The organism is Pantoea sp. XY16, from assembly GCF_025153065.1.
In the GTDB taxonomy this organism is placed as follows: domain Bacteria; phylum Pseudomonadota; class Gammaproteobacteria; order Enterobacterales; family Enterobacteriaceae; genus Pantoea; species Pantoea alfalfae.
In genome coordinates, this window is record NZ_JANZNP010000003.1 from 25,978 (window position 1) to 47,144 (window position 21,167).

General features: G+C 59.4%; 24 protein-coding genes. 21 read left to right on the forward strand and 3 right to left on the reverse strand.

The window, feature by feature from the left end:
* Positions 1-33: 33 nt before the first annotated feature.
* The 3 genes from N1689_RS02960 to N1689_RS02970 form a co-directional block, all read right to left on the reverse strand.
* The gene (locus N1689_RS02960) at positions 34-294 is read right to left on the reverse strand and encodes a biofilm/acid-resistance regulator YmgB/AriR (RefSeq protein ID WP_161733837.1); all 261 of its coding nucleotides are present in this window, start codon (positions 292-294) and stop codon (positions 34-36) included.
* Between the two features lie 394 nt (positions 295-688).
* On the reverse strand, positions 689-1,096 hold the full coding sequence (locus N1689_RS02965) for a DUF2000 domain-containing protein (RefSeq protein WP_222924206.1): 408 nt from the start codon (positions 1,094-1,096) through the stop codon (positions 689-691).
* A 41-nt stretch (positions 1,097-1,137) separates the two neighbouring features.
* A complete protein-coding gene (locus N1689_RS02970) occupies positions 1,138-1,986 on the reverse strand; it encodes an AraC family transcriptional regulator (protein WP_260057834.1) in 849 nt (282 codons plus the stop codon).
* Positions 1,987-2,131: 145 nt separating this feature from the next.
* Here N1689_RS02970 and N1689_RS02975 point away from each other — a divergent pair, with 145 nt between their 5' ends.
* From N1689_RS02975 to N1689_RS03075, 21 genes are all read left to right on the forward strand, one after another.
* Positions 2,132-2,563 (forward strand): MarR family winged helix-turn-helix transcriptional regulator, encoded by a 432-nt coding sequence (locus N1689_RS02975; RefSeq protein ID WP_013357394.1) that lies wholly within the window; start codon positions 2,132-2,134, stop codon positions 2,561-2,563.
* Positions 2,564-2,565: 2 nt separating this feature from the next.
* The gene (locus tag N1689_RS02980) at positions 2,566-4,251 is read left to right on the forward strand and encodes an MFS transporter (RefSeq protein ID WP_161733831.1); all 1,686 of its coding nucleotides are present in this window, start codon (positions 2,566-2,568) and stop codon (positions 4,249-4,251) included.
* The gene (locus N1689_RS02985; protein WP_161733829.1) at positions 4,248-5,342 is read left to right on the forward strand and encodes an HlyD family secretion protein; all 1,095 of its coding nucleotides are present in this window, start codon (positions 4,248-4,250) and stop codon (positions 5,340-5,342) included. Before N1689_RS02980 ends, N1689_RS02985 begins: the two co-directional genes overlap by 4 nt.
* Entirely contained in the window at positions 5,339-6,724 is a 1,386-nt protein-coding gene (locus tag N1689_RS02990; RefSeq protein WP_260057836.1) for an efflux transporter outer membrane subunit, read from the forward strand. Before N1689_RS02985 ends, N1689_RS02990 begins: the two co-directional genes overlap by 4 nt.
* Positions 6,725-6,990: 266 nt before the next feature.
* A complete protein-coding gene (locus tag N1689_RS02995) occupies positions 6,991-7,377 on the forward strand; it encodes a hypothetical protein (RefSeq protein ID WP_260057837.1) in 387 nt (128 codons plus the stop codon).
* A 230-nt stretch (positions 7,378-7,607) separates the two neighbouring features.
* Positions 7,608-8,339, forward strand: coding sequence for a beta-ketoacyl synthase chain length factor (locus N1689_RS03000; protein WP_260057838.1), 732 nt, complete (start codon positions 7,608-7,610; stop codon positions 8,337-8,339).
* Complete coding sequence (locus N1689_RS03005; RefSeq protein ID WP_260057840.1) at positions 8,332-9,132, forward strand: 1-acyl-sn-glycerol-3-phosphate acyltransferase; 801 nt, start codon at positions 8,332-8,334, stop codon at positions 9,130-9,132. Before N1689_RS03000 ends, N1689_RS03005 begins: the two co-directional genes overlap by 8 nt.
* A 13-nt stretch (positions 9,133-9,145) precedes the next feature.
* Positions 9,146-9,403, forward strand: a complete 258-nt coding sequence (locus tag N1689_RS03010) for a phosphopantetheine-binding protein (RefSeq protein WP_260057842.1) — start codon at positions 9,146-9,148, stop codon at positions 9,401-9,403.
* 16 nt (positions 9,404-9,419) lie between these two features.
* Complete coding sequence (locus N1689_RS03015) at positions 9,420-9,674, forward strand: acyl carrier protein (protein WP_260057843.1); 255 nt, start codon at positions 9,420-9,422, stop codon at positions 9,672-9,674.
* 7 nt (positions 9,675-9,681) lie between these two features.
* A complete protein-coding gene (locus N1689_RS03020) occupies positions 9,682-10,245 on the forward strand; it encodes a hypothetical protein (protein WP_260057846.1) in 564 nt (187 codons plus the stop codon).
* Complete coding sequence (locus tag N1689_RS03025) at positions 10,242-11,561, forward strand: AMP-binding protein (protein WP_311202145.1); 1,320 nt, start codon at positions 10,242-10,244, stop codon at positions 11,559-11,561. Before N1689_RS03020 ends, N1689_RS03025 begins: the two co-directional genes overlap by 4 nt.
* Positions 11,548-11,895, forward strand: coding sequence for a 3-hydroxyacyl-ACP dehydratase FabZ family protein (locus tag N1689_RS03030; protein WP_260057849.1), 348 nt, complete (start codon positions 11,548-11,550; stop codon positions 11,893-11,895). The genes N1689_RS03025 and N1689_RS03030 overlap by 14 nt, the downstream gene beginning before the upstream one ends.
* Entirely contained in the window at positions 11,889-13,598 is a 1,710-nt protein-coding gene (locus tag N1689_RS03035; protein WP_260057851.1) for a glycosyltransferase, read from the forward strand. The genes N1689_RS03030 and N1689_RS03035 overlap by 7 nt, the downstream gene beginning before the upstream one ends.
* Complete coding sequence (locus N1689_RS03040; protein WP_260057853.1) at positions 13,591-14,004, forward strand: thioesterase family protein; 414 nt, start codon at positions 13,591-13,593, stop codon at positions 14,002-14,004. The genes N1689_RS03035 and N1689_RS03040 overlap by 8 nt, the downstream gene beginning before the upstream one ends.
* Positions 13,998-14,606, forward strand: coding sequence for an outer membrane lipoprotein carrier protein LolA (locus N1689_RS03045; RefSeq protein ID WP_260057854.1), 609 nt, complete (start codon positions 13,998-14,000; stop codon positions 14,604-14,606). Before N1689_RS03040 ends, N1689_RS03045 begins: the two co-directional genes overlap by 7 nt.
* Positions 14,593-16,899: an MMPL family transporter gene (locus N1689_RS03050; RefSeq protein WP_260057855.1), complete on the forward strand. Its 2,307-nt coding sequence runs from the start codon at positions 14,593-14,595 to the stop codon at positions 16,897-16,899. Before N1689_RS03045 ends, N1689_RS03050 begins: the two co-directional genes overlap by 14 nt.
* A complete protein-coding gene (locus N1689_RS03055; protein ID WP_031593666.1) occupies positions 16,896-17,468 on the forward strand; it encodes a DUF3261 domain-containing protein in 573 nt (190 codons plus the stop codon). Before N1689_RS03050 ends, N1689_RS03055 begins: the two co-directional genes overlap by 4 nt.
* Complete coding sequence (locus tag N1689_RS03060; protein ID WP_260057857.1) at positions 17,465-18,625, forward strand: beta-ketoacyl-[acyl-carrier-protein] synthase family protein; 1,161 nt, start codon at positions 17,465-17,467, stop codon at positions 18,623-18,625. Before N1689_RS03055 ends, N1689_RS03060 begins: the two co-directional genes overlap by 4 nt.
* Positions 18,615-19,091, forward strand: a complete 477-nt coding sequence (locus N1689_RS03065; RefSeq protein WP_260057859.1) for a 3-hydroxy-fatty acyl-ACP dehydratase — start codon at positions 18,615-18,617, stop codon at positions 19,089-19,091. Before N1689_RS03060 ends, N1689_RS03065 begins: the two co-directional genes overlap by 11 nt.
* Positions 19,088-19,819: a 3-ketoacyl-ACP reductase FabG2 gene (locus N1689_RS03070; RefSeq protein ID WP_010246433.1), complete on the forward strand. Its 732-nt coding sequence runs from the start codon at positions 19,088-19,090 to the stop codon at positions 19,817-19,819. The genes N1689_RS03065 and N1689_RS03070 overlap by 4 nt, the downstream gene beginning before the upstream one ends.
* Positions 19,816-21,051 (forward strand): beta-ketoacyl-ACP synthase, encoded by a 1,236-nt coding sequence (locus N1689_RS03075; protein ID WP_260057862.1) that lies wholly within the window; start codon positions 19,816-19,818, stop codon positions 21,049-21,051. The genes N1689_RS03070 and N1689_RS03075 overlap by 4 nt, the downstream gene beginning before the upstream one ends.
* Positions 21,052-21,167: the final 116 nt, after the last annotated feature.

Sequence of the window (21,167 nt, forward strand, 5' to 3'; positions counted from 1 at the left end):
AAAAGGGGGATGACTCCCTCCATGGAGTCGCGATTACAGTGAAAAATCGTCCGGGGTTTTATGGACTACCAGGTCAAGCAGCTGCCGGTAGATGTCCAGCATCTCCCTGTCGCTTTCCAGTTCCAGCCGGTGAATAAGCTTTGAGATAATGGCTTTATTACTCACTGGCATGCCTGACTGCAAAATTTCTGCAACAAGGATACCCAGCATTTCCATCTCGCTGGCTGGCTTATTGGCAGCAGGATTAAAGTAATCAGCAATTTCCTGATTGGTCCGGGGAAGAATAGTTTGCATGTGTAAGCCCTTCAGAACAGCCCGATTCCGGTTCGGATGTCAGGACAAAATCGATCAAAAAAACCATCACATGGACAGATGCGATGGTGCCAGCTGCAAAGACTGAACAGATAAAAAATAACCTCTGAAGGTGGAAATCCACTGACACCTTCAGAGGCGACGCAAGTGCATCATTCGTTACAGAGTCGCATGACAACTCATGGCAGTAAACTTATACAATGAAGGGTAATTTGTACAATCAGAACCTTTGATAAAAAGTGCTATTATTCACTTATCAGTCGCTTATAAGGATTAATCCGAATCAAAATCTGTACAAATAACCTATACAAACGACGGGGCCGGCTGATGGAGTGGGAGAGTCAAGGGAAACAGCAGTCTGCTTCCTGTTGAAAAACTAACTGAAAAGCGCCAGTTTTGCCGTCATCTTACGCAGCGCTTTCTTATCGCCAACGATAGCAAGTCCAGACAGACGCCAATGCTGACGCGGTTGTTGCCGTAGTACGTCACCCAGCGCCTGATAATCGGTGGTGCTCTGACCCGCTTCGGGAAACAGCACCAGATCGTACTCCGCCTGTTCGCACTGTTCCCGCAAAACACTGAGCTGTTCGTCGGTGGCGGCCAGGACCGGAATGCCGGTAGTAATCAAACCGGGAGAAGGACGCATCTCTGCGTCTGTCAGCGCGTTGCCAACCAGCATCGGATGACGCTGTCCCAGGGTTAAGGCGATTACGGCGGCGGCGTTGGTTGCTTTGCCTGGCGGCAGAGCGGCATTGAGTATCATTACACATCGTTTGTCCTGCATAGCGCTTCTCCTGTCTGAAAAAACGCATTGTGGCAAGTGGCTTAACCCAGGTCTGGAAGATTTGTGCAGGCGTGCTGATAACGGGCGGGGGAGAGCTGGCAGGCGCGCTTAAACCAGCGGCCCAGATGACTCTGATCGGCGAAACCCAGCGCAGCGGCTACATCGGCGACAGGCTGGCCCTGCGCCAGCTGGCGTCGTGCCTGGCTCAGTCGCCACTGCACCAGCCAGGCGTGGGGCGGCAAACCCCAGTGCGTCTGAAACAGGCGCGACAGCCGGAAGCGATCTGTCTGAAGATGCTGTGCCATCTGCGCTACCCCGGGATTATCCGCATGATGGGCAATCAGCCAGTCACGCGCCTGCAGCGCCAGCCGGGCATCTTTGTCTATGGGCTGTGCGGGCAGTGACCAATGCCGGTGCGGGGTGAGCTGACCAAACATCCGGTCCATCGCTGCCTCTTTGATGATGGCAGGATGGTTGTGCCACAGCGCATCAAATGCGTGCCAGACGGCATACGCCAGCGGGCGGTCATCGCGCAGCGTGGCGGCAAACCGCAGCTCACGCGGTGAGGGGGCATCAGCCTGCTCAGGGGCGAGGTGGCGGGCAATCTGCTGTGGAGAAAGATAGAGCATCCGGTAGGTGAAACCGCTGTCATTGATGGCATCCCCATCATGCAGCTCCTCCGGCTCCAGCATAAAGACCGTTCCGGGACGACTCTGATGCTGTTTGCGTCGCGAATGAAACTGCTGTACACCTTGCTCGGTCACGCCAATCAGATAACTGTCGTGCCAGTGCGGATCATAGGCGTGACCGGTAAAATGGGCGCGCAGAGCCTCGATACCACTGACGGCGTCGCGATGCAGATCGATCCAGTTTGCTGATGCCTGTTGCATGTTGTCTGGCTCCCGGTTGCGGCCTCTGGACATTCTGCCGCGATCCACTAATTTTTAACAGGCCGGACGCTTTTCAATCGTGTTTCGCTCTGCGTATAATAACGCTTCCACTCAATTAGAAATCTTACTATTAGGCTGCTAACATTTGTCTCAGCACACGCGTACCTTTACCCATTTACTGCATCTGACCGCCCATGCCTGGCGGCTGGCGGTGGATCGTCACCTCAAAGATAGCGGCTTAAGCATGAGCAGCTGGATGGCTATCGGGCTGATTGCCAGCGAACCGCAACGCATGACCCAGACCGAACTGGCTCAGTTGCTGGGACTGGAAGATGCCAGCATGGTGCCGCTGGTGGATCGGCTGGTCAAACAGTCACTGCTGACGCGGGTACAACCGCCGGAAGATCGCCGTAAACGCCACCTGGTGCTGACCGAAAAGGGCAACGAAGCGTTTGCTAAAGTGAAAACCGAAGCTGATGCACTCCGTACTGAAATGCTGGCCGATATTGATCCGCAGGATCTGGCCGTCACCGAACGTGTACTGCAACAACTGCTGAGCCGTATGGGAAGTATGTAGCAGTGGCAAAGCGAAATCCCTACGCTGTCCGCGAGTGGTTGCCGCATGAAAAACCGATGCTGCCGGGTTCGCCCTCGACCCCGCTGCATCCGATGCCAAAACGTCTGGCGTTTGGTCTGATCGGCTTACTGATCTCGTTGACTGGTGCGCTAAGTAACGCGCTGGTCACGGCAAATCTGGTTAATCTGCAGGGCACCTTTGGGGCCTGGTCGAATGAGATTGCCTGGCTGCCTGCGGTCTACGTAATGGGTAATATCTCGATCAACCTGCTGCTGGTGAAGTTCCGTCAGCAGTTTGGCCTGCGTGTCTTTACCGAAGCGTTTCTGGTGCTCTATGTGCTGGTGGCGTTCTTTCATCTGTTTGCCAACGACCTCAGCTCGGCGATCGTTGTGCGCACGGCCCATGGTATGGTGGCTGCGGCGCTCAGCTCGCTGGGTATTTACTACCAGGTACAGGCCTGGCCCGCGAAACACAGGCTGAAAGCGCTGGTGATAGGCCTGACGGTCTCGCAGCTGGCTATCCCGCTGGCCCGCTTATTCTCGTCGGAACTACTGCAGCTCAACGAGTGGCGCGGTCTCTATCTGTTTGAACTCGGTCTGGCGCTGATTGCGCTCGGTGGGGTCCTGCTGGTGAAACTGCCTCCGGGCGATCGCATTAAAACTTTTGAGAAGATGGACTTCGTCACCTTTATCCTGCTGGCGCCCGGCATGGCGCTGTTGTGCGGTGTATTGACGCTGGGGCGTATTGAGTGGTGGTTTACCACGCCCTGGCTCGGTATCTGTACCGCGATTGCCCTGACGCTAATTGTCGCGGCGATCGTCATTGAGCATAACCGGCGCAACCCGCTGATTAATACCCGCTGGCTCAGCAGCGGCATGATGGTGCGGCTGGGCATTGTGATGATCATGATCCGTATTGTGCTGGCGGAACAGAACACCGGTGCGGTCGGCTTTTTGCAGCAAATCGGCCTGCAGAACGATCAGATGCGCGGTCTGGCATTGGCAATCATGGCCGGGGTTATCGCGGGCATTGCTGCCAGTGCGCTGACCATCAAGCCTGCACATCTTAACTGGCCAATTGTCACCTCGCTGCTGGTGATGATTATCGCCTCACTGATGGATGCGCAATCCAGTCCGCTGACCCGTGGCCCCGAGATGTATTTCAGCCAGTTTCTGCTGGGTTTCAGCAGCGCTTTTTTCATGGCACCCGCCATGCTGATGGGCATTGGCAGCGTAGTTACGCAGCCGAAAAATCTGGTGAGCTTTGTGGTGCTGTTTGGCATGAGTCAGAACCTGGGCGGGCTGATCGGCTCGGCGATTCTGGGCACGTTTCAGGTCTGGCGGGAAAAATATCACTCCAGCCTGCTGGGCGATCAGCTCTCATTGCTCGATCCCAATGTTACCGAGCGACTCAGCCAGTACAATGCGCTGTTTAATTCGCTGGTGGGTGACGACGTTCTGCGCAGTGCGCAGAGCACCAGCCAGTTACAGACGGTTGCCACGCTGCAGGCCAATGTGCTCGCCTGGAACGACACTTATTTGTTAACCGCGGCACTGGCGTTGATTACGCTGATGTGGGTGATCTGGCGTTTAACCCGACGTCGCTATCTTGACTGGCGTCAGGCGCAATTTAACCTGCGTGAGCAGCAACAGCTGGCCGCGTTACAGGAATCAACGGAGAAACAATGAGTCAGCAGGATGAGCTTCAGGCGGCGGAACGCGAGCGCGCGAATCGCCGCCGTATTCTTTCTATTGCCGCAGGCAGCGGCATTGTGGTGATTGGCGTACTGGTTATTCTCTACGCCTGGCAACTCTGGCCCTTCACCAGCGCTATACAAAGTACCGAAAACGCCTATGTGCGCGGTCAGGTCACCTTTATCAGCCCGCAGGTTAATGGCTATCTCACTTCGGTAGAAGTGATTGACCTGCAGCCGGTGAAAAAAGGGCAGCTGCTGATGACGATTGACGACCGTATCTATCGCCAGCGGGTGCATCAGGCGCAGGCGCAGCTGGCGATGAAGCAGGCGGCACTCAACAATAATCTGCAGCAGCGGCGCAGTGCCGAAGCTACTATCCAGAGCAACAAAGCGGCGCTGGAGAATGCTAAAGCCCAGGCGCTGAAAAGCGGCTTTGACCTGAAGCGCGTTGAAAATCTTACGGCAGATGGATCGCTGTCAGTGCGTGAGCGCGACGCCGCCCGAGCCGCAGACGCCCAGGCGCAGGCGCAGGTACGTCAGGCTGCGGCGCAGATCGCCGTCGCCCAGCAGAATCTGCAAACCGTCATCGTTAACCGTGATGCGCTGGAAGGCGATGTCGACAGCGCACGCGCTGCGCTGGAGCTGGCGGAGATCGATCTGGCAAATACCCGCATTACTGCGCCCGACGATGGCCAGCTCGGTCAGCTGTCGGTTCGCACCGGTGCCTATGTCACGGCAGGTACGCGCCTGACCTCGGTGGTCCCGAATCACAAATGGATTATCGCGAATCTGAAAGAGACCCAGCTGGCCCATATTCGTCCCGGCCTGCCGGTGACAATTCGGGTCGATGCACTGGATGGCAAACGCTTTAACGGGCAGGTGGAATTTATCTCACCGGCCGCCGGTTCGGAGTTCAGCGCCATTTCGCCCGACAACGCTACCGGCAACTTCGTTAAAATCGCACAGCGTATTCCGGTTCGCATCCGCATCCACGATCAGGATATGCATCAGTTGCGTCCGGGGATGTCGGTCGAAGTTAACATCGACACCGCCGCTCAGCCCACTGCTGAGGCCGCGCCATGATACGACGCGGCTTACTGATCAGCGCGCTGACGCTGGCACTGACAGGCTGCGCCACGCAGGTTGAAAAGGCACCGGCCTCTCTGCCGATCCCCGAAGCCTGGCGCAACAGTGTCGGGCCAGCGGCTGCGCCGGAAGCAGAGTGGTGGCGCGCGTTTCATGATGAATACCTCAACCGGCTGGTGACGCAGGCGTTGCGCAATAATCCCGATATTCTCACAGCGCGATCCCGCGTTGATCAGTATCGTGCTCAGCTACGCGCCACGCAGGGCGATAACTTTCCGACCCTGAGCGCCGGGGTTGCTGCGTCCCGCGAACGCACGCTCTCATCAGTGACGGGCCAGCCGTATGAAACCGATGTTTTTCAGGGCTTATTACAGGCGAACTATGAGGTCGATCTCTGGGGAGCGCGCAGCAGTAGCATTTCGGCCGCACAGGCGACCTTAGCGGCGCAGCAGGCCGCCGCATCTGCGGCCGAGCTGACCATCGCCAGTTCGGTGGCGTCAGGATATCTTAACCTCTGTGCGCTGGATGAGCAGTTGCGGGTGACGGAGGCGACGCTGGCGACCCGCAACAATTCGCTGAAGCTGGCACAGCGTCAGTTTGAAACCGGCTATACCTCCAGACTGGAGTGGATGCAGGCCGCCTCGGAATATCAGTCTGCCAGAGCGCAGATGCCGCAGCTGCAGCATCAGATCACCCAGCAGGAGAATGCGCTAAGCATTCTGGTGGGCATGAATCCGCGCAACATCGCCCGTCGTCAGCAGTTCGACCAGATCTTACCGCAGCAGATGCCGTCACTGCTGCCCTCAGAGCTGCTCAATCGCCGTCCGGACATTGTGCAGGCACAGCGTCAGTTACTGGCCGCAGATGGGAGCCTGGCATCGTCGCGGGCGAAGCTGTTGCCAGGTCTGAACCTCACCGCCACCGGCACCCTGCAGAGTTCGGTGCTACATCAGCTGGCGGATGACCCGTTCCGGTTGTGGAGCGTGGGTGGCAGCATCCTCGCACCGCTGCTGAACCGTGAAGCGCTGACGGCGCAGGTGGATGTCTCCATGGCGACACGCAATCAGGCACTTTATGGCTATGAAAAAGTGGTGCGCAACGCCTTCTCGGAAGTTAACGATGCGATAGACGCTATCAGGCAGCGTGAGGCACAACTTCAGGAGCTGCAAAAGCAGGAGGCCTATGTAACGGAGGCGCTGCGCATTGCCCGCAATCGCTATCAGAACGGTTACGCCTCTTATCTGGATGAACTGGATGCCCAGCGAACTCTGTTTTCAACCCAGCTCAATCGGGTGACGGTTAAAAATAATCTGCTGCTGGCGCAGATCGACCTCTACCGCGCGCTGGGCGGTGGCTGGACTCCCGCTGCCACACAGTAATCCTCAGACCGATCCAGTCGCAGCCAGAGTTTCTGCGGCCGGGATCGGCCTCTGCGCTATCGCGGCAACTGCGCATATCCCTCGCTTTAATCCCCCAAATAACCCCCTAAAACCCATGCATACTTCTGCTTACCTGTCTTTACATTCGGTGGTATCATGCGCGGGTTTTAAGCCAGTCAGACGGAAAAGCGCACTGAAAGCTTAGTCTGAGCAAGGCAGATTATCCGTTTAACTTACTGATATAAAAATAAATGAAGGGATTCATCATGAATAAAAAAACTGTTTTCACGCTGGCCGTGGTCGCTGCGTTATTAACCGGCTGCGCGCGCACTGCGCCGATTCATAACGTGAATCAAACACTCACTCAGCGTTACAGCGACAACCAGATGAAACTGGCGATCATTGAAGCGGGTATTGGCCGGAAATGGGTGATGACTCCCGTTTCGCCTGGCGTGATCAATGGTCGTCTGGCCCAGCGTGATTTCGTGGCGACTATTCGCATCACGTATACCAGCCAGAACTACCGCATTGATTATGTCAGCAGTGAGAACCTGAAAGCGGGGCAGGGCGAGATTCACAATAACTACAACCGCTGGATTGCCAATCTCGATCAGGATATTCAGTTACGACTCTCTGCTCTTGCCGCTCAGTAATGCGTGCGCTGTCGCAATGATGTGTCGCCAGACGATCTGAGCATAAAGATCTCTGGCAGCCGGCCGACAAATCAGATGAGCTGCTATTGCTGAACCACTGAGTAACCCTCTACCGTGAAGGCCTGATGCGGAATCGGCAGAGGGTTTCCCGGACGCACTTTTTTTGCAAAGGGCCGGGGTGACGCCTCGATGAACGTCGACGCCACACATATGACAAAAAGAGTGTTGAGATGAGACTCGCTTACTCACTGGTCGACTGGCAGGCTCTGGCTCCGGGATTACACGGGGGCGAGGGCTGGCAGCACTGGGCGCAACAGGGCACCGTCATAGACCCTAAAGAGGCGATGGCAAAGCCGCAATTTTTACCGATGATGACAGCACGTCGTCTGAGCGGCGGCAGTCGTGCGGCGGTAGAGTGTGGGCTGGCGCTGCTCGCGCGTCAGCAGGTCGACGCTATCGTGTTCACCAGTCGTCACGGTGAACTGGAACGTAATCTGCGTATCCTCACCATGCTGGCCGATCAGCAGTCAATGTCACCCACGGATTTTGCCATGTCGGTTCACAATTCGGCGGTCGGCAGCCTGACCATTGCAGCCAAAGCACCACTGGTCTCCACCTCAATCGCCGCCGGAGTCGACTCGTTTCAGCAGGGATTGATCGAAGTCAGCGCGCTGCATCAGGCGGGTTATCAGCAGGTACTGCTGGTCGATTTCGACGGCGTCGTGCCTGACTACTATCTGCCGTGGCTGCCGGAACAGCGTGTGAACTTTCCCTATGCGGTGGCGCTGCTGCTGCGCCCGGGCGACCAGCTGCACTGCACTGGCCGTGCTGGCAGAGAGGAGAGGGCAGACACAGGGTTACCGCAGAGCCTGCGCTTTCTGCAGCAGTGGCTGGCGGAATCGTCCACCTTCAGCCTGCCGGGCGAACGCCTGACATGGCACTGGGAGAGACATCATGGCTGATTGTTCACAACCGGAGCACTACACCGGCAGCCGCATGAACTATTGCTGGCGGCTGGTGATGACGGCGGTGAGTTTTACGCTGTTTGGCATAGGCGGGCTGCTGCTGTCGCTGATTGGCTTCAACCTGCTGCTGCTGGTACAGCGCGATTCGCTGCGCCGCCGCCTGCTGGCCCGACGCGCTATCGCCTTTAGCTTCCGTTGCTTTCTGCGATTCTGCCGGATGACCGGGGTCTATGACTACCGGATTGAAGGCGCAGAGCTGCTGCAACAGGATCGCGGATGCCTGATTGTCGCCAATCATCCATCACTGATCGACTACGTGATGATCGCTTCAGTACTGCCAGAGATGGATTGTCTGGTTAAAGCCGATCTGCAAAAGAACCCCTTTATGCGTGGGGTGATCCGCGCCGCGGACTATCTGATCAACAGTGAAGCGGAGACGCTGTTGCCGGACAGCCAGCAGCGACTGGCGCGCGGCGACAATATCCTGATCTTTCCGGAAGGCACCCGCACCCGCTACGGTCATCCACTGACTCTGCAGCGCGGGGCAGCCAATATTGCGGTGCGCGCCGGATGCGATCTGCGTGTGGTTCACATCACCTGTAGCCAGCGTATGCTCGATAAACAGAGCCGCTGGTATCAGATTCCGCCGGTTAAACCGCTGTTTACCGTGCGTGTACAAACGCGAATCGACAGTCAGTCGTTTTGTGAAAGCAATCCCGATGCGCAGCCGCTGGCCGCGCGTCGCCTGACCCGCCATTTACAGCAGGCGCTGGTCCCCCAGAACAGGTAAGACGAAAACCGGTATGGATTCATTAATTAACGATATCAAACAGATGATTATCGACACGCTCAACCTTGAAGATCTCAGTCCCGATGATATAGAGACCGACGCTGCACTGTTTGGTGACGGCCTGGGGCTGGACTCGATTGATGCACTGGAACTTGGCCTGGAAGTGAAAAATCGCTACGGCGTGGCGCTGTCTGCTGAGAGTGAAACCCTGCGCGCCCACTTTTTCTCTGTTGCGACGCTGGCTGCGTTCGTCAACCAACAGCGCGGCTGAAAGCGGAGACAACCTTATGATGAACAAAGAACAGATCTATCAGGAAGTGGCTTCGCTGCTGACCAGCCTGTTTGAAATTGCGCCTGAGGATATCCATTCCGAGGCACGTCTGTATGAAGATCTCGAACTCGACAGCATTGATGCCGTCGATATGGTGGTTCATCTGCAAAAACGTACCGGCCGTAAAATTAAACCTGAAACCTTCCGCGCAGTGCGCACCGTGCAGGATGTGGTGGATGCCGTGGAACAACTGATGCGCGAAGACGCCTGATCCCGCCGTGCCTGCTGCTACGCTTCGCCTGCTGAATCTGCTTACGCTACTGGCCTGGCCACTGCTGGTCTGGCTGGCGCTGACCCAGCCGCGCTGGCAGGGGCTTTTCTGGCTGCTGGCACTGCTGTTTGGCCTGCGCTGGCTGCAGCTGCGTCGTCAGCAACACGCCATGGGCGCGGTCATGGGCTGGCTGGCGCTGCTCGGTGCACTGCTCTGTGTCAGCAGCCAGCTATTACGCACTCAGCATCTGCTGCTGTGGTACCCGGTAGCGGTAAATCTGGCGATGCTGCTGGTGTTTGGCGCCTCACTCTGGAGTGCGATGCCGCTGGTGGAACGCATCGCCCGGCTGCGTGAGCCCGTGCTTCCCCCTGCGGCAGTGCGCTATACCCGCCGCGTCACCCAAATCTGGTGCCTGTTTTTTATCGGCAACGGCAGCATGGCGATCTATACCTGTTTGCTGGGCGATCTGCGGCTCTGGACGCTGTGGAATGGCGGCATAAGTTATCTGCTAATCGCAGCGCTGATGAGTGCTGAATGGCTGGTACGTCAGCGCGTGAGGCGAAAAGCATGAGAGTGGCCGACTGGCTGACGGGAGACGATCGCGAGGTTGCCTGGCGCGGCGATCAACGTTTGATGCTCAGCGCGATGCATCGTCAGGTCGTGGCGCTCCGCCAGCGCTTGGCAGCACAACCGGGCAGCCACTGGGCGCTCTGTTTTGATGACAGTTATCGTTTTTGTGTGGCGCTGCTGGCATGCTGGTATGCCGGCAAAACGCCGGTGATGCCGGGTCACTGCCGCGCCGCGCTGCTGGATGAGAGGCATGATCGGCTGGATGGCGTGCTGTGCGACATGCCGCTGGCGGTCAGCCTGCCGCTGCTGGCGTGGGACGACGCAGAAGCGCAGGGGCCGCTGCCGCCGCTGCCGGAGAGTGCAGAACTGGTGCTCTTCACCTCGGGATCCACCGGCGCACCGCGTCAGGTAGTGAAGTCGCTGGCGGTGATGGAGCAGGAGAGCCGCTGGCTCAGCAGCCTGTGGGCCGAACAGTTGCGTGGGTGCCGGGTCATCGCCTCGGTCAGCCATCAGCATCTGTACGGTTTATCGTTTCGACTTTTCCTGCCGATGACGCTCAGGCTGCCGTTTGCCGCCCAGCCGCTGTTTTACGGCGAACAGCTGGCCCAGCTTCCGCGCGACGTTCGCTATGCCTTTATCAGCAGCCCGGCCTTTTTATCGCGGCTGGACAGCACGCTGAAAGCGCCCGCCTGTGAACTGATTGTCTCTGCCGGTGGCGCACTGAGCGACTCTGATGCGGAGCAGGTCTGGCAGCGATTTGACTGTCAGGTCAGTGAAATCTACGGCAGCACCGAAACCGGCATTCTGGCCTGGCGTCAGTGTGATCGGGCTGAGGTGCCGTGGCGCTGCTTCCCGCACGTCAGGCTGGAGCAGGTGACGCCCGATCGCTGGCAGGTCTGGTCGCCGCTGATTGCCGGTGACAGCGGACTGCTGCTCGACGATCGACTGACTACGCAACCGGACGGCGGATTTCAGCTGGCAGGCCGCCACGATCGCATCGTAAAAATCGGTGACAAGCGCATCTCATTAAGCGAGATAGAGCGCCGTCTGACCGACCTGCCGGAAATCGAGGATGCCGTGGCGCTGGTGGTCACGCGTCATGAGCGTCAGGCGATTGGTGTCGTGCTGTCGCTGAACAGCGTACTGGATGAGGCGGCTCTGCATCAGCGCAGGCAGCAGTGGAAAAGTCAGCTGCAACGCTGGCTGGAACCACTGGCGATGCCGCGCTACTGGCGGATTGTGGCCACTATTCCGGTGACCAGCCAAAGCAAACGCGCCTGGCCGCAAATAGAGGAACTTTTTCATGTTGCCGATTGAACGCAGCCGGGAGCTGCGGCCTGACAGCGTCACGCTGACCCTGCAGATAGATGCCGGACTCTTCTGGTTTCAGGGCCACTTTCCGCATCTGCCCATTCTGCCTGGTGTGGCTCAGCTCGACTGGGTAATGCACTACGGGGTATCACTGCTTGCGCCCGGTAAACAGTTTGCCGCCGTTGATAACATTAAATTTCAGCAGCCGGTATTACCAGACTCGCTATTGCAACTGCGTCTGGACTGGGACGCTGAAAAATCCCGCCTGAGTTTCCGTTACAGCCTGCTGAAGAACGACGGCGAGCAGATCGCCAGCAGCGGGAAGATTGCGCTGTGCTAAGCGCCCCGTTTTCACCCTGCGTGGTGATCCCCTGCTACAACCACGGCGCGATGATGGCGTCAGTGCTGGCACGGCTGGCATCCTTTAATCTGCCGGTAATCGTGGTGGATGATGGCAGCGATGCGGCCACTCAGCTTCAGCTGGCGACGCTGCACGCCCCGCAGCTCAGCCTGCTGCGACTCGACAGCAATCAGGGTAAAGGCGCGGCGGTGATCCACGGACTGCGCGCTGCGGCGTCACGCGGCTTCACCCATGCGGTGCAGCTTGACGCGGACGGCCAGCATCAGGCGGAAGATCTGCCGCTGATGCTGGCGGAAGCAGAGCGTTATCCCGACGCGCTGATCTCCGGTCAGCCGCTCTATGACGACTCGATCCCCAAATCACGCCTTTACGGTCGCTACATTACCCACTTCTGGGTCTGGATTGAAACGCTGTCGCTGTCGATCCGCGACAGCATGTGCGGCTTCCGCGTCTATCCCCTGGCCGCGACGCTGGCGCTGTGCGATCGCCGGGCCATCGGTCAGCGCATGGATTTTGATACCGAGATTATGGTGCGGCTCTACTGGCAGGGAACCCGCAGTCGCTTTATCCCGACCCGTGTCACCTATCCGGCCAGCGGGCTGTCACACTTCGATGCGCTCTACGACAACCTGCGCATCTCCTGGATGCATACCCGGCTGTTTTTCGGCATGCTGCTGCGCATTCCTCGTCTGCTGGCGATGCGTAAACCGCCGACGCACTGGTCTGCGGAAACGGAGCGGCGCGGACAGTGGGGATTACGTTTTATGCTGGCGGTCTATCGCTACGGCGGGCGGCTGCCCTTTACGCTGCTACTCTGGCCGGTAGTGGCGGTCTACTGGCTGAGCGGTCAGCGCGCGCGACGCGCTTCCCGGCAGTGGCTGGCGCAGGTCACTACCGCCGCGCAGCAGCAGCAGATCGCGTTACCGCCACGGCTTAACAGCTACCGCCATTTCCTGCGGTTCGCCGGGGCAATGCTGGATAAAGTGGCCAGCTGGCGCGGCGATCTGCGCTGGGGACGTGATATCGATTTTGCGCCAGGCGCAGAAGCGGTGATCCGTACACCCACGCCGCAGGGCAAGCTGATTCTCGCTTCCCATCTTGGTGACATTGAAGCCTGTCGCGCGATGGCGCAGCAGGTCAGCGGGCTGGTGATTAATGCGCTGGTGTTTACCGACAACGCCCGGCGTTTTCGGGCGGTGCTGGAAACCATCGCCCCGCAGGCGGGGGTGAATCTGATGCCGGTGAGCGATATCGGGCCGGAGACCGCTATCCTGCTGCAACAGAAGCTGGATGCGGGCGAATGGGTGGCGATTGTCGGGGATCGCACCGCGGTCAATCCGCAGCGCGGCGGCGAGCGGCGGGTGATCTGGAGCGACTTTCTGGGCCGCGCCGCGCCCTTTCCACAGGGGCCGTTTGTACTGGCGGCCGCGTTGCGCTGCCCGGTGCTGCTGATGTTCGCCCTGCAGCAACAGGGTAAACTGCGTATTCACTGTGAGCCCTTCGCCGATCCGCTGCTGCTGCCGCGTGCGCAACGTCAGCAGGCACTGCAACAGGCGGTCGATCGCTATGCAGCGCGGCTGGCCCATTACGCACTGCTGGCGCCGCTCGACTGGTTTAACTTTTTCGATTTCTGGACGCTGCCTGATCAACAGGCGCACCACAAGGAGTTTGACCATGACTAAACATCATGCTGAAGTCGTGCTGACCGTTTCATTCCACGACTGCGATCCTATGGGCGTGGTCTGGCACGGCAACTATTTCCGCTTTTTCGAAGTGGCGCGTGAAGCCCTGCTGCGCAGCATTAACTACAGCTATGCCGAGATGGCCGCCAGCGGCTACGTCTGGCCGGTGGTCGATACCCGGGTCAAATACCGCCAGCCACTGCGCTGCGAAGAGACGATCCGCGTCAGCGCCCGGATTACGGAATACGAGAACCGTCTGCGCATCGACTATGAAGTGCGAAACGCTGCCGGCCAGATCACCACCAAAGCGCATACTCTGCAGGTGGCGGTGGAGCAGGAGAGTCAGGCGTTGTGCTTTGTTTCACCCGATATTTTACTGGAACGTTTAGGAGTGAAAGGATGCTGAAAATTGTGCTTACCAGCCTGCTGCTGTGGGCCAGTGCCGCCAGCGCGGTCACGCTGGATCAGCTGCAGCAGCGTTTTGCCAGCCAGCCGGTGATTCGGGCAGACTTTATCCAGACGCGTACCATTTCCGGCATGCGTCAGCCGCTGGTCTCGCACGGGCAGATGCTGATCGCTCGCGAGCAGGGCTTATGGTGGCATCAGCAGACACCTTTTGTGATGACGCTGCTGCTGGATGATAAACGCATGGTGCAGAGCCTCAGCGGCCAGAAGCCTCAGGTGATCACCGCCGACAGCAACCCGCAGATGTTCCAGTTCAACCATCTCTTGCGGGCGCTGTTCCAGGCCAACCAGAAAGTGCTGAACGAGAACTTCAGCGTGGCCTTCAGCGATCGCGGCAACGGCGCCTGGACGCTGGAGCTGACGCCCAAAGCGGCGCCGCTCAACAAAATCTTCAACCGTATCTCGCTGGCGGGCAGCGCCTACCTGGACAGCATCAACCTGGATGATAAGCAGGGCGATAAAACCCAGATTCAGCTCAGCAACACCCGAATTGAACCGCCGCAGTTAAGCGACGAGGAGCAGGCGCGTTTTGCCGGGCCGTAACGATCGGCTGCTGGCCCTCCTGTGGCTGGCCCTCTGTCTGCTACTGGCGGCTGCGCTCTCTTTTTTGCTGCCGCGCAGCCAGCTCAACAGCAGTGTGCTGGCGCTGCTGCCGCAGCAGAATCTGGGGGCGGCACCGCCTGCGCTGCAGCAGGGCTTTATGCAGCGGTTGGATCGCCAACTGGTGTGGCTGGTTTCACCCGGTGAGCAGGACGATCCCCAGGTCGCCGCCTGGTGGCTGGCCCAGCTGCGCGCGCTGCCTGACCTGAAACAGGTGCAGGGTGATCTCGACGGGCAACAGCAGCAGCAGTGGGGCCGCTTTGCCTGGCAACACCGTAACGGCCTGATCGATGAGGTGACGCGCGACCGCATAGAGAACGGCGGCGAGGCGCAGGCTGACTGGCTGCTGGCGCAGCTCTTTTCGGCCTTCTCTGGCGTCAGCAGCAAAGAGTTGCAGGGCGATCCCCTGATGCTGGTGCGGGGTTCGCAGCTGGCGCTGGCACAAAACGCCGGGCGCATGACGCTGCATGATGGCTGGCTGACAGTAAAAGATGCACAGGGTCAGCAGTGGTATTTTCTGCATGGCGAACTGGCGAACAACGCCTTCAGTATGCAGCAAAGTCATGCGCTGGTTACCCGACTCAGCGCGCTGGAGCAACAGCTTAAAAGCCGCTGGCCGCAGGCGAAACTGCTGACGCGTGGCACGGTGCTGTTCAGCGACAACGCCAGCCAGCGTGCGCAGCATGACGTTAAAACGCTGGGCAGTGTGACGCTGGGTGGCGTCGTCCTGCTGGTGCTGCTGGTCTTCCGCTCACTGCGCCCGCTGTTGCTGACGGCCTCGTCCGTGGCCACCGGCGCGATGGCGGGCACGGTGATGACGCTGCTTTGCTTCGGTGAACTGCATCTGATGACGCTGGTGATGAGCCTGAGTATTGTCGGCATCTCTGCGGATTACACGCTCTATTATCTCACCGAGCGCATGGTTCACGGCGATCAGCAGACGCCGTGGCAGAGCCTGCGAAAAGTCCGCGGCACGCTGCTGCTGGCGCTGGCGACCACCGCCATCGCCTGGCTGCTGATGCTGCTGGCACCGTTCCCGGGGCTGCGGCAGCTGGCAGTGTTTGCCGCCAGCGGCTTAACGGCTTCCTGTCTGACGGTGATTCTGATCTATCCGTGGCTGGTACGCGGATTACCGGTGCGTCCGGTGCCGCTGATGGTGCCGCTGGCGCGCTGGCTTGCCGCCTGGCGTCGCCAGCGCGCGCTGCGCGTCGGATTACCGGTGGCGATGGCGATCTTTGCGCTGGCCGGTATCGCCCAGTTAAAGGTGGATGATGATATCGCCCATCTGCAAAGTGCGCCTGCGCATCTGCTGGAGCAGGATCGCCAGCTGGCAACCCTGACCGGACAGCGCGCCGATCAGACCTGGTTTGTGGTCTGGGGCGATGACGCGCAGCAGACGCTGCAGCGGCTGGAAAAACTGGCACCGGATCTGCACCAGGCGCAGCAGCAGGGCTGGCTGCAGCACTATCGTCTGCTGCCGCTGACGTCGCTGGCGCAGCAACAGCGGGATCTTCAGCTGTTGAAACAGGCAGCACCGGATATTACGGCCCGCCTGCAGCAGGCGGGTATCACGCTGCCGGTACCGGATCTGACTCCGATGCCGGTAACACCAGAGGCGTGGCTGTCGAGTCCGCTGAGTGAAGGCTGGCGACTGCTGTGGCTGACGCTGCCAGACGGGCGCAGCGGTGTTTTGATCCCCACCAGCGGTGTAAAAAACAGCGCTGCACTCGCGGAGCTGACCAAACAGCATCCGGGCGTCAGCTGGATTGACCGCAAATCAGGTTACGATTCGCTGTTCAGCTTCTGGCGCACCCTGCTGAGCGGGTTACTGGCGCTGGCGCTGCTGCTGATCACCCTGAGTTTTGTCCTGCGCTTGGGGTTAAAGGCGGGCTTACGCAGCGCGCTGCCGTCAGTGCTGTCGCTGGCGATGGCGCTGGCAACGCTGGGTTGGATCGGCGCGTCGCTGAATCTGTTTGCGCTGCTCGCTCTGATTCTGGTGCTGGGCATCGGCATTAACTACACGCTCTTTTTCAGCAACCCGCAGGGTACGCCGCTGACCTCGTTGCTGGCGGTGTCGCTGGCGATGATTACCACCTTACTGACGCTGGGTATGCTGGTATTCAGCAGCACCAGCGCGATTGCCAGTTTTGGCACCGTGTTATGCAGCGGCATCTTCAGCGCTTTCCTGCTGTCGCCGCTGGCGATGCGACCCACCCGATCAAGGAGTAAACGATGATCCGCGCCGCTCTTATTCTGCTGACGGCTCTGCTGCTCAGCGCCTGTGCCGGACCTGCACCCGACAGCAGCCGTCCCACCGCCTGGCTGAAACCGGGCGTGAAGGTGACGCTGCCGCCGCCGGGCATCCGTCCCGCCTTTCAGCAGCAGCAGTTGCTGACCGGACAGGTGAAAGGCCAGAGTCAGTCACTGCTGGTGCTGCTCAGCGCCGATGAACAGCAAATTGATCTGGCCGGACTCTCCTCGGTGGGTATTCGCCTGTTCAGCCTGCGCTACGATGCCAGCGGTATTCACACCCAGCAGCTGATGCCGCTGCCGCAGATGCCGCCTGCCAGTCAGGTGCTGGCGGATATTATGCTCAGCTACTGGCCACGGGAGCTGTGGCAAAAACAGCTGCCGCCAGGCTGGACGTTGCAGGATCAGGGGTTAAAGCGACGGTTGATCGATGCCGATAACCAGCTGGTTACCGAAATCGATTATCTGCAACGCGGTAATCAGCGCCAGCCCATCAGCATTCAGCAGCATGCGTTTGGCTATCAGATCCGCATTCAACATCTGGACGGCTCATGATTTACATCTCTGCCATCGGCATGCTGAATGCCCTGGGGAACAACACTCAGCAGATTGCGGCCAGTCTTACCAAGGGTGAGGCACCCGGCATGCAGCTGCGTCATGGCTGGCTGAGCGGTGACCGCACCTGCTGGCTTGGCAGGGTTGAAGGCGATTTGCCATCGATTCCTGCTGCCCTGAGCGTGCACAACACGCGTAATAACCAGCTGCTGCTGGCCGCGCTGGCGCAAATCCGTCCGGCGCTCGACGCGGCGATTGCGCACTATGGTGCCAGCAGAGTAGCAATTGTGCTGGGAACCAGCACCTCGGGCGTGGATGAGGGCGATCACCAGATTGGCGGCAGTCAGTCCGGTTATCACTATCAGATGCAGGAGCTGGGCGATCCCTCCCGTTTCCTGGCTCACTATCTGCGCCTGGATGGCCCGACCTATACCATTTCAACCGCCTGCTCCTCCAGCGCCCGCGCCATTATCAGTGGTGAGCGGCTGATCGCGGCGGGGCTGGTGGATGTGGCGCTGGTGGGCGGTGCGGACTCGCTGAGCCGGATGCCGATCAACGGATTCGACAGCCTGGAGTCGCTCTCTGAACGTCGCTGCGCCCCCTTCAGCCGCGATCGCGACGGCATCTCGATTGGCGAAGGGGCCGCACTGATGCTGCTGACGCGGGAACCGCAGCCGCTGGCGCTACTGGGAGCTGGCGAATCGTCTGACGCCTGGCACATGTCCGCTCCCCATCCTCAGGGCGAGGGCGCTGAACGGGCGATGCGTATGGCGCTGCAACAGGCGAACCTGTTGCCAGAGCAGGTGGGTTATATCAATCTGCACGGCACCGCGACGCCGCTTAACGACCAGATGGAAGCCGCCGTGATTCAGCGTCTGTTTGGCAATGCGGTGCCGTGCAGCTCGACCAAACATCTGACCGGCCATACGCTCGGCGCGGCGGGCGTGTGCGAAGCCGCACTCAGCGCGCTGATCCTGCAAAACAATCTGCCGCTGCCCGCGCAGGATTTCAGTGAGATGGCGCCGGATGAGACGCTGCCGGATTGCGGATTGTTATTACAGCCGCAGGCGCTGCAACGGCCTGTCATCGCTTCTAACTCCTTCGCCTTTGGCGGCAACAACACCTGTCTGATTCTGGGACGCCAACATGGTTATTAATTCTCCCGCGGCACGCTGGCTGCCGCACGCTGCGCCGATGCTGCTGCTTGATCAGCTGATCGCCGTGGATGATGAGCAGGTCCACTGTCAGGTGTCGACCTGCGCCGGTGGCGTACTGACACCGTTTCTGACGCCTCAGGGTGAACTGCCCGCCTGGTTTGGCGTCGAGATGATGGCGCAAACCGTGGGCGTCTGGTCGGGCTGGCATGCAAAGCAGGGCGGCGCCACCCTTATCCCGCCCGGCATGCTGCTGGGCGGACGCGGCTGGCGGGCAGAGCGATCCCTCTTTCCCGCCAGTGTTACGCTGGATATCAGAATAACGCTGCTGATGCGCGATGACCGCATGGGCAGCTTTGAGGGCGATATTCATTACGGCACCCAGCGGCTTGCCAGCGGTCGTCTGAATACGTATCAACCCAATGAAGCAGAATTACAGCAATTGATGTCACAAGGAAATCAGCCATGACAGATTCGGTATTAGTGACGGGCGCCAGTAAAGGGATTGGCCGCGCGATTGCGTTGCGTCTCGCCCAGGATGGCTATCAGGTTATCGTCCATTTCAACCGTGACCGCGCAGGCGCTGAGCAGTGCCTGCAGCAGATCGAAACCGCAGGCGGCAGCGGCCGTGTGCTGGGATTTGATGTGGCCGATCGGGCGGCAACCCGCGCTGCGCTGGAGGCGGATATTGAGCAACATGGCGCCTATTATGGTGTGGTGAGCAACGCCGGTATCACCCGCGATGCGGCGTTTCCCGCCCTGACGGATCAGGAGTGGGACAGCGTCATCCACACCAATCTCGACAGTTTTTACAATGTGATTCAGCCCTGCGTGATGCCGATGATCGGTCTGCGGCGCGGCGGCCGCATTATCACGCTCTCGTCGGTGTCGGGGATAATGGGCAATCGCGGTCAGGTGAACTACAGCGCGGCGAAAGCGGGCATTATTGGTGCCACTAAGGCGCTGGCGATTGAGCTGGCGAAACGCAAAATCACCGTTAACTGCATCGCGCCAGGCCTGATTGATACCGGTATGGAGGGGCTGGAACCTCAGGTGATTGAGGAAGCGATGAAGATCGTGCCGATGAAGCGCATGGGCGCGGCTGAAGAGGTCGCCGGACTGGCGAGCTATCTGATGTCCGATATCGCAGGCTACGTGACGCGTCAGGTCATTTCTATAAACGGAGGCATGCTGTGATCCAGCGGGTAGTCGTAACCGGCATGGGCGGCGTAACCGCCTTTGGTGAGTCCTGGGCTGAAGTTTCGGCACGGATCCGTGCGGGCCGCAATGCGGTGCGCTTTATGCCGGAGTGGCAGATCTACGACGGGCTGCATACGCTGCTCGGCGCACCGGTGGATGACTTTGTGCTGCCGGCGCACTATACCCGCAAGCGCATCCGCGCCATGGGCCGCGTTTCGCTGCTGGCAACGCGCGCGACCGAGCTGGCGCTGACCCAGGCGGGCCTGATTGACCATCCGGTGCTGACCAGCGGAGAAACGGGTATCGCCTACGGTTCTTCCACCGGCAGCACCGGGCCGGTCAGCGAGTTCGCGACCATGCTGACCGAAAAGCACACCAACAATATCACCGGCACCACCTATGTGCAGATGATGCCGCACACCACGGCCGTCAATGCCGGGCTCTTTTTCGGCCTGCGCGGCCGGGTGATCCCGACCTCCAGCGCCTGTACCTCTGGCAGCCAGGCGATTGGCTATGCCTGGGAAGCGATTCGTCACGGGTATCAGACGGTGATGGTGGCTGGTGGCGCAGAAGAGCTCTGTCCGTCGGAAGCCGCGGTGTTTGACACCCTGTTTGCCACCAGCCAGCGTAATGACGCGCCGCACACCACGCCTGCACCCTTTGATCAGCAGCGCGATGGTCTGGTGATTGGCGAAGGGGCAGGCACGCTGATCCTTGAGTCGCTGGAACATGCCCTGGCACGCGGTGCAACGATCTACGCCGAGCTCACCGGTTTCCATACCAACTGCGATGCCGCCCATATTACTCAGCCGCAGCGGGAAACCATGCAGATCTGCATCGAGCGGGCGTTGCAAAGCGCCGGTATCACGGCCGCAGACGTTGGTTATGTGAATGCCCACGGCACCGCCACAGAACGGGGTGATATGGCCGAAAGTCTGGCGACGGCGGCGGTGTTTGGCGAAACGACGCCGATCTCCTCGCTGAAGTCCTATTTTGGTCATACGCTGGGTGCCTGTGGGGCGCTGGAAGCCTGGATGAGTATTGAGATGATGCGGGAAGGGTGGTTTGCGCCAACCCTGAACCTGACGCAACCGGCAGCAGATGGCGGCCAGCTGGATTACATCATGGGTGAGCCGCGTGAGATTGAAACCGACTATATCCAGAGCAACAACTTTGCCTTTGGTGGCATTAATACTTCACTGGTTTTCAAACGCTGGCGCGGCGTCTGATCTCAGGCCCGTGCCGCGCTGGCACGGGCCAGTTTATTTTTCGGACGAAAGAACCGGACGATAATCAGCCTTTCATCTACACTGTCACTCACCGCATCACTCCGGGCGGCCCATGT

Coding starts and splice junctions, on each gene's coding strand:
- N1689_RS02960 (WP_161733837.1), bottom strand. CDS start 294: ATGCAAACTATTCTTCCCCGGACCAATCAGGAAATTGCTGATTACTTT.
- N1689_RS02965 (WP_222924206.1), bottom strand. CDS start 1,096: ATGCAGGACAAACGATGTGTAATGATACTCAATGCCGCTCTGCCGCCA.
- N1689_RS02970 (WP_260057834.1), bottom strand. CDS start 1,986: ATGCAACAGGCATCAGCAAACTGGATCGATCTGCATCGCGACGCCGTC.
- N1689_RS02985 (WP_161733829.1), top strand. CDS start 4,248: ATGAGTCAGCAGGATGAGCTTCAGGCGGCGGAACGCGAGCGCGCGAAT.
- N1689_RS02990 (WP_260057836.1), top strand. CDS start 5,339: ATGATACGACGCGGCTTACTGATCAGCGCGCTGACGCTGGCACTGACA.
- N1689_RS02995 (WP_260057837.1), top strand. CDS start 6,991: ATGAATAAAAAAACTGTTTTCACGCTGGCCGTGGTCGCTGCGTTATTA.
- N1689_RS03000 (WP_260057838.1), top strand. CDS start 7,608: ATGAGACTCGCTTACTCACTGGTCGACTGGCAGGCTCTGGCTCCGGGA.
- N1689_RS03005 (WP_260057840.1), top strand. CDS start 8,332: ATGGCTGATTGTTCACAACCGGAGCACTACACCGGCAGCCGCATGAAC.
- N1689_RS03010 (WP_260057842.1), top strand. CDS start 9,146: ATGGATTCATTAATTAACGATATCAAACAGATGATTATCGACACGCTC.
- N1689_RS03015 (WP_260057843.1), top strand. CDS start 9,420: ATGATGAACAAAGAACAGATCTATCAGGAAGTGGCTTCGCTGCTGACC.
- N1689_RS03025 (WP_311202145.1), top strand. CDS start 10,242: ATGAGAGTGGCCGACTGGCTGACGGGAGACGATCGCGAGGTTGCCTGG.
- N1689_RS03030 (WP_260057849.1), top strand. CDS start 11,548: ATGTTGCCGATTGAACGCAGCCGGGAGCTGCGGCCTGACAGCGTCACG.
- N1689_RS03040 (WP_260057853.1), top strand. CDS start 13,591: ATGACTAAACATCATGCTGAAGTCGTGCTGACCGTTTCATTCCACGAC.
- N1689_RS03045 (WP_260057854.1), top strand. CDS start 13,998: ATGCTGAAAATTGTGCTTACCAGCCTGCTGCTGTGGGCCAGTGCCGCC.
- N1689_RS03055 (WP_031593666.1), top strand. CDS start 16,896: ATGATCCGCGCCGCTCTTATTCTGCTGACGGCTCTGCTGCTCAGCGCC.
- N1689_RS03060 (WP_260057857.1), top strand. CDS start 17,465: ATGATTTACATCTCTGCCATCGGCATGCTGAATGCCCTGGGGAACAAC.
- N1689_RS03065 (WP_260057859.1), top strand. CDS start 18,615: ATGGTTATTAATTCTCCCGCGGCACGCTGGCTGCCGCACGCTGCGCCG.
- N1689_RS03070 (WP_010246433.1), top strand. CDS start 19,088: ATGACAGATTCGGTATTAGTGACGGGCGCCAGTAAAGGGATTGGCCGC.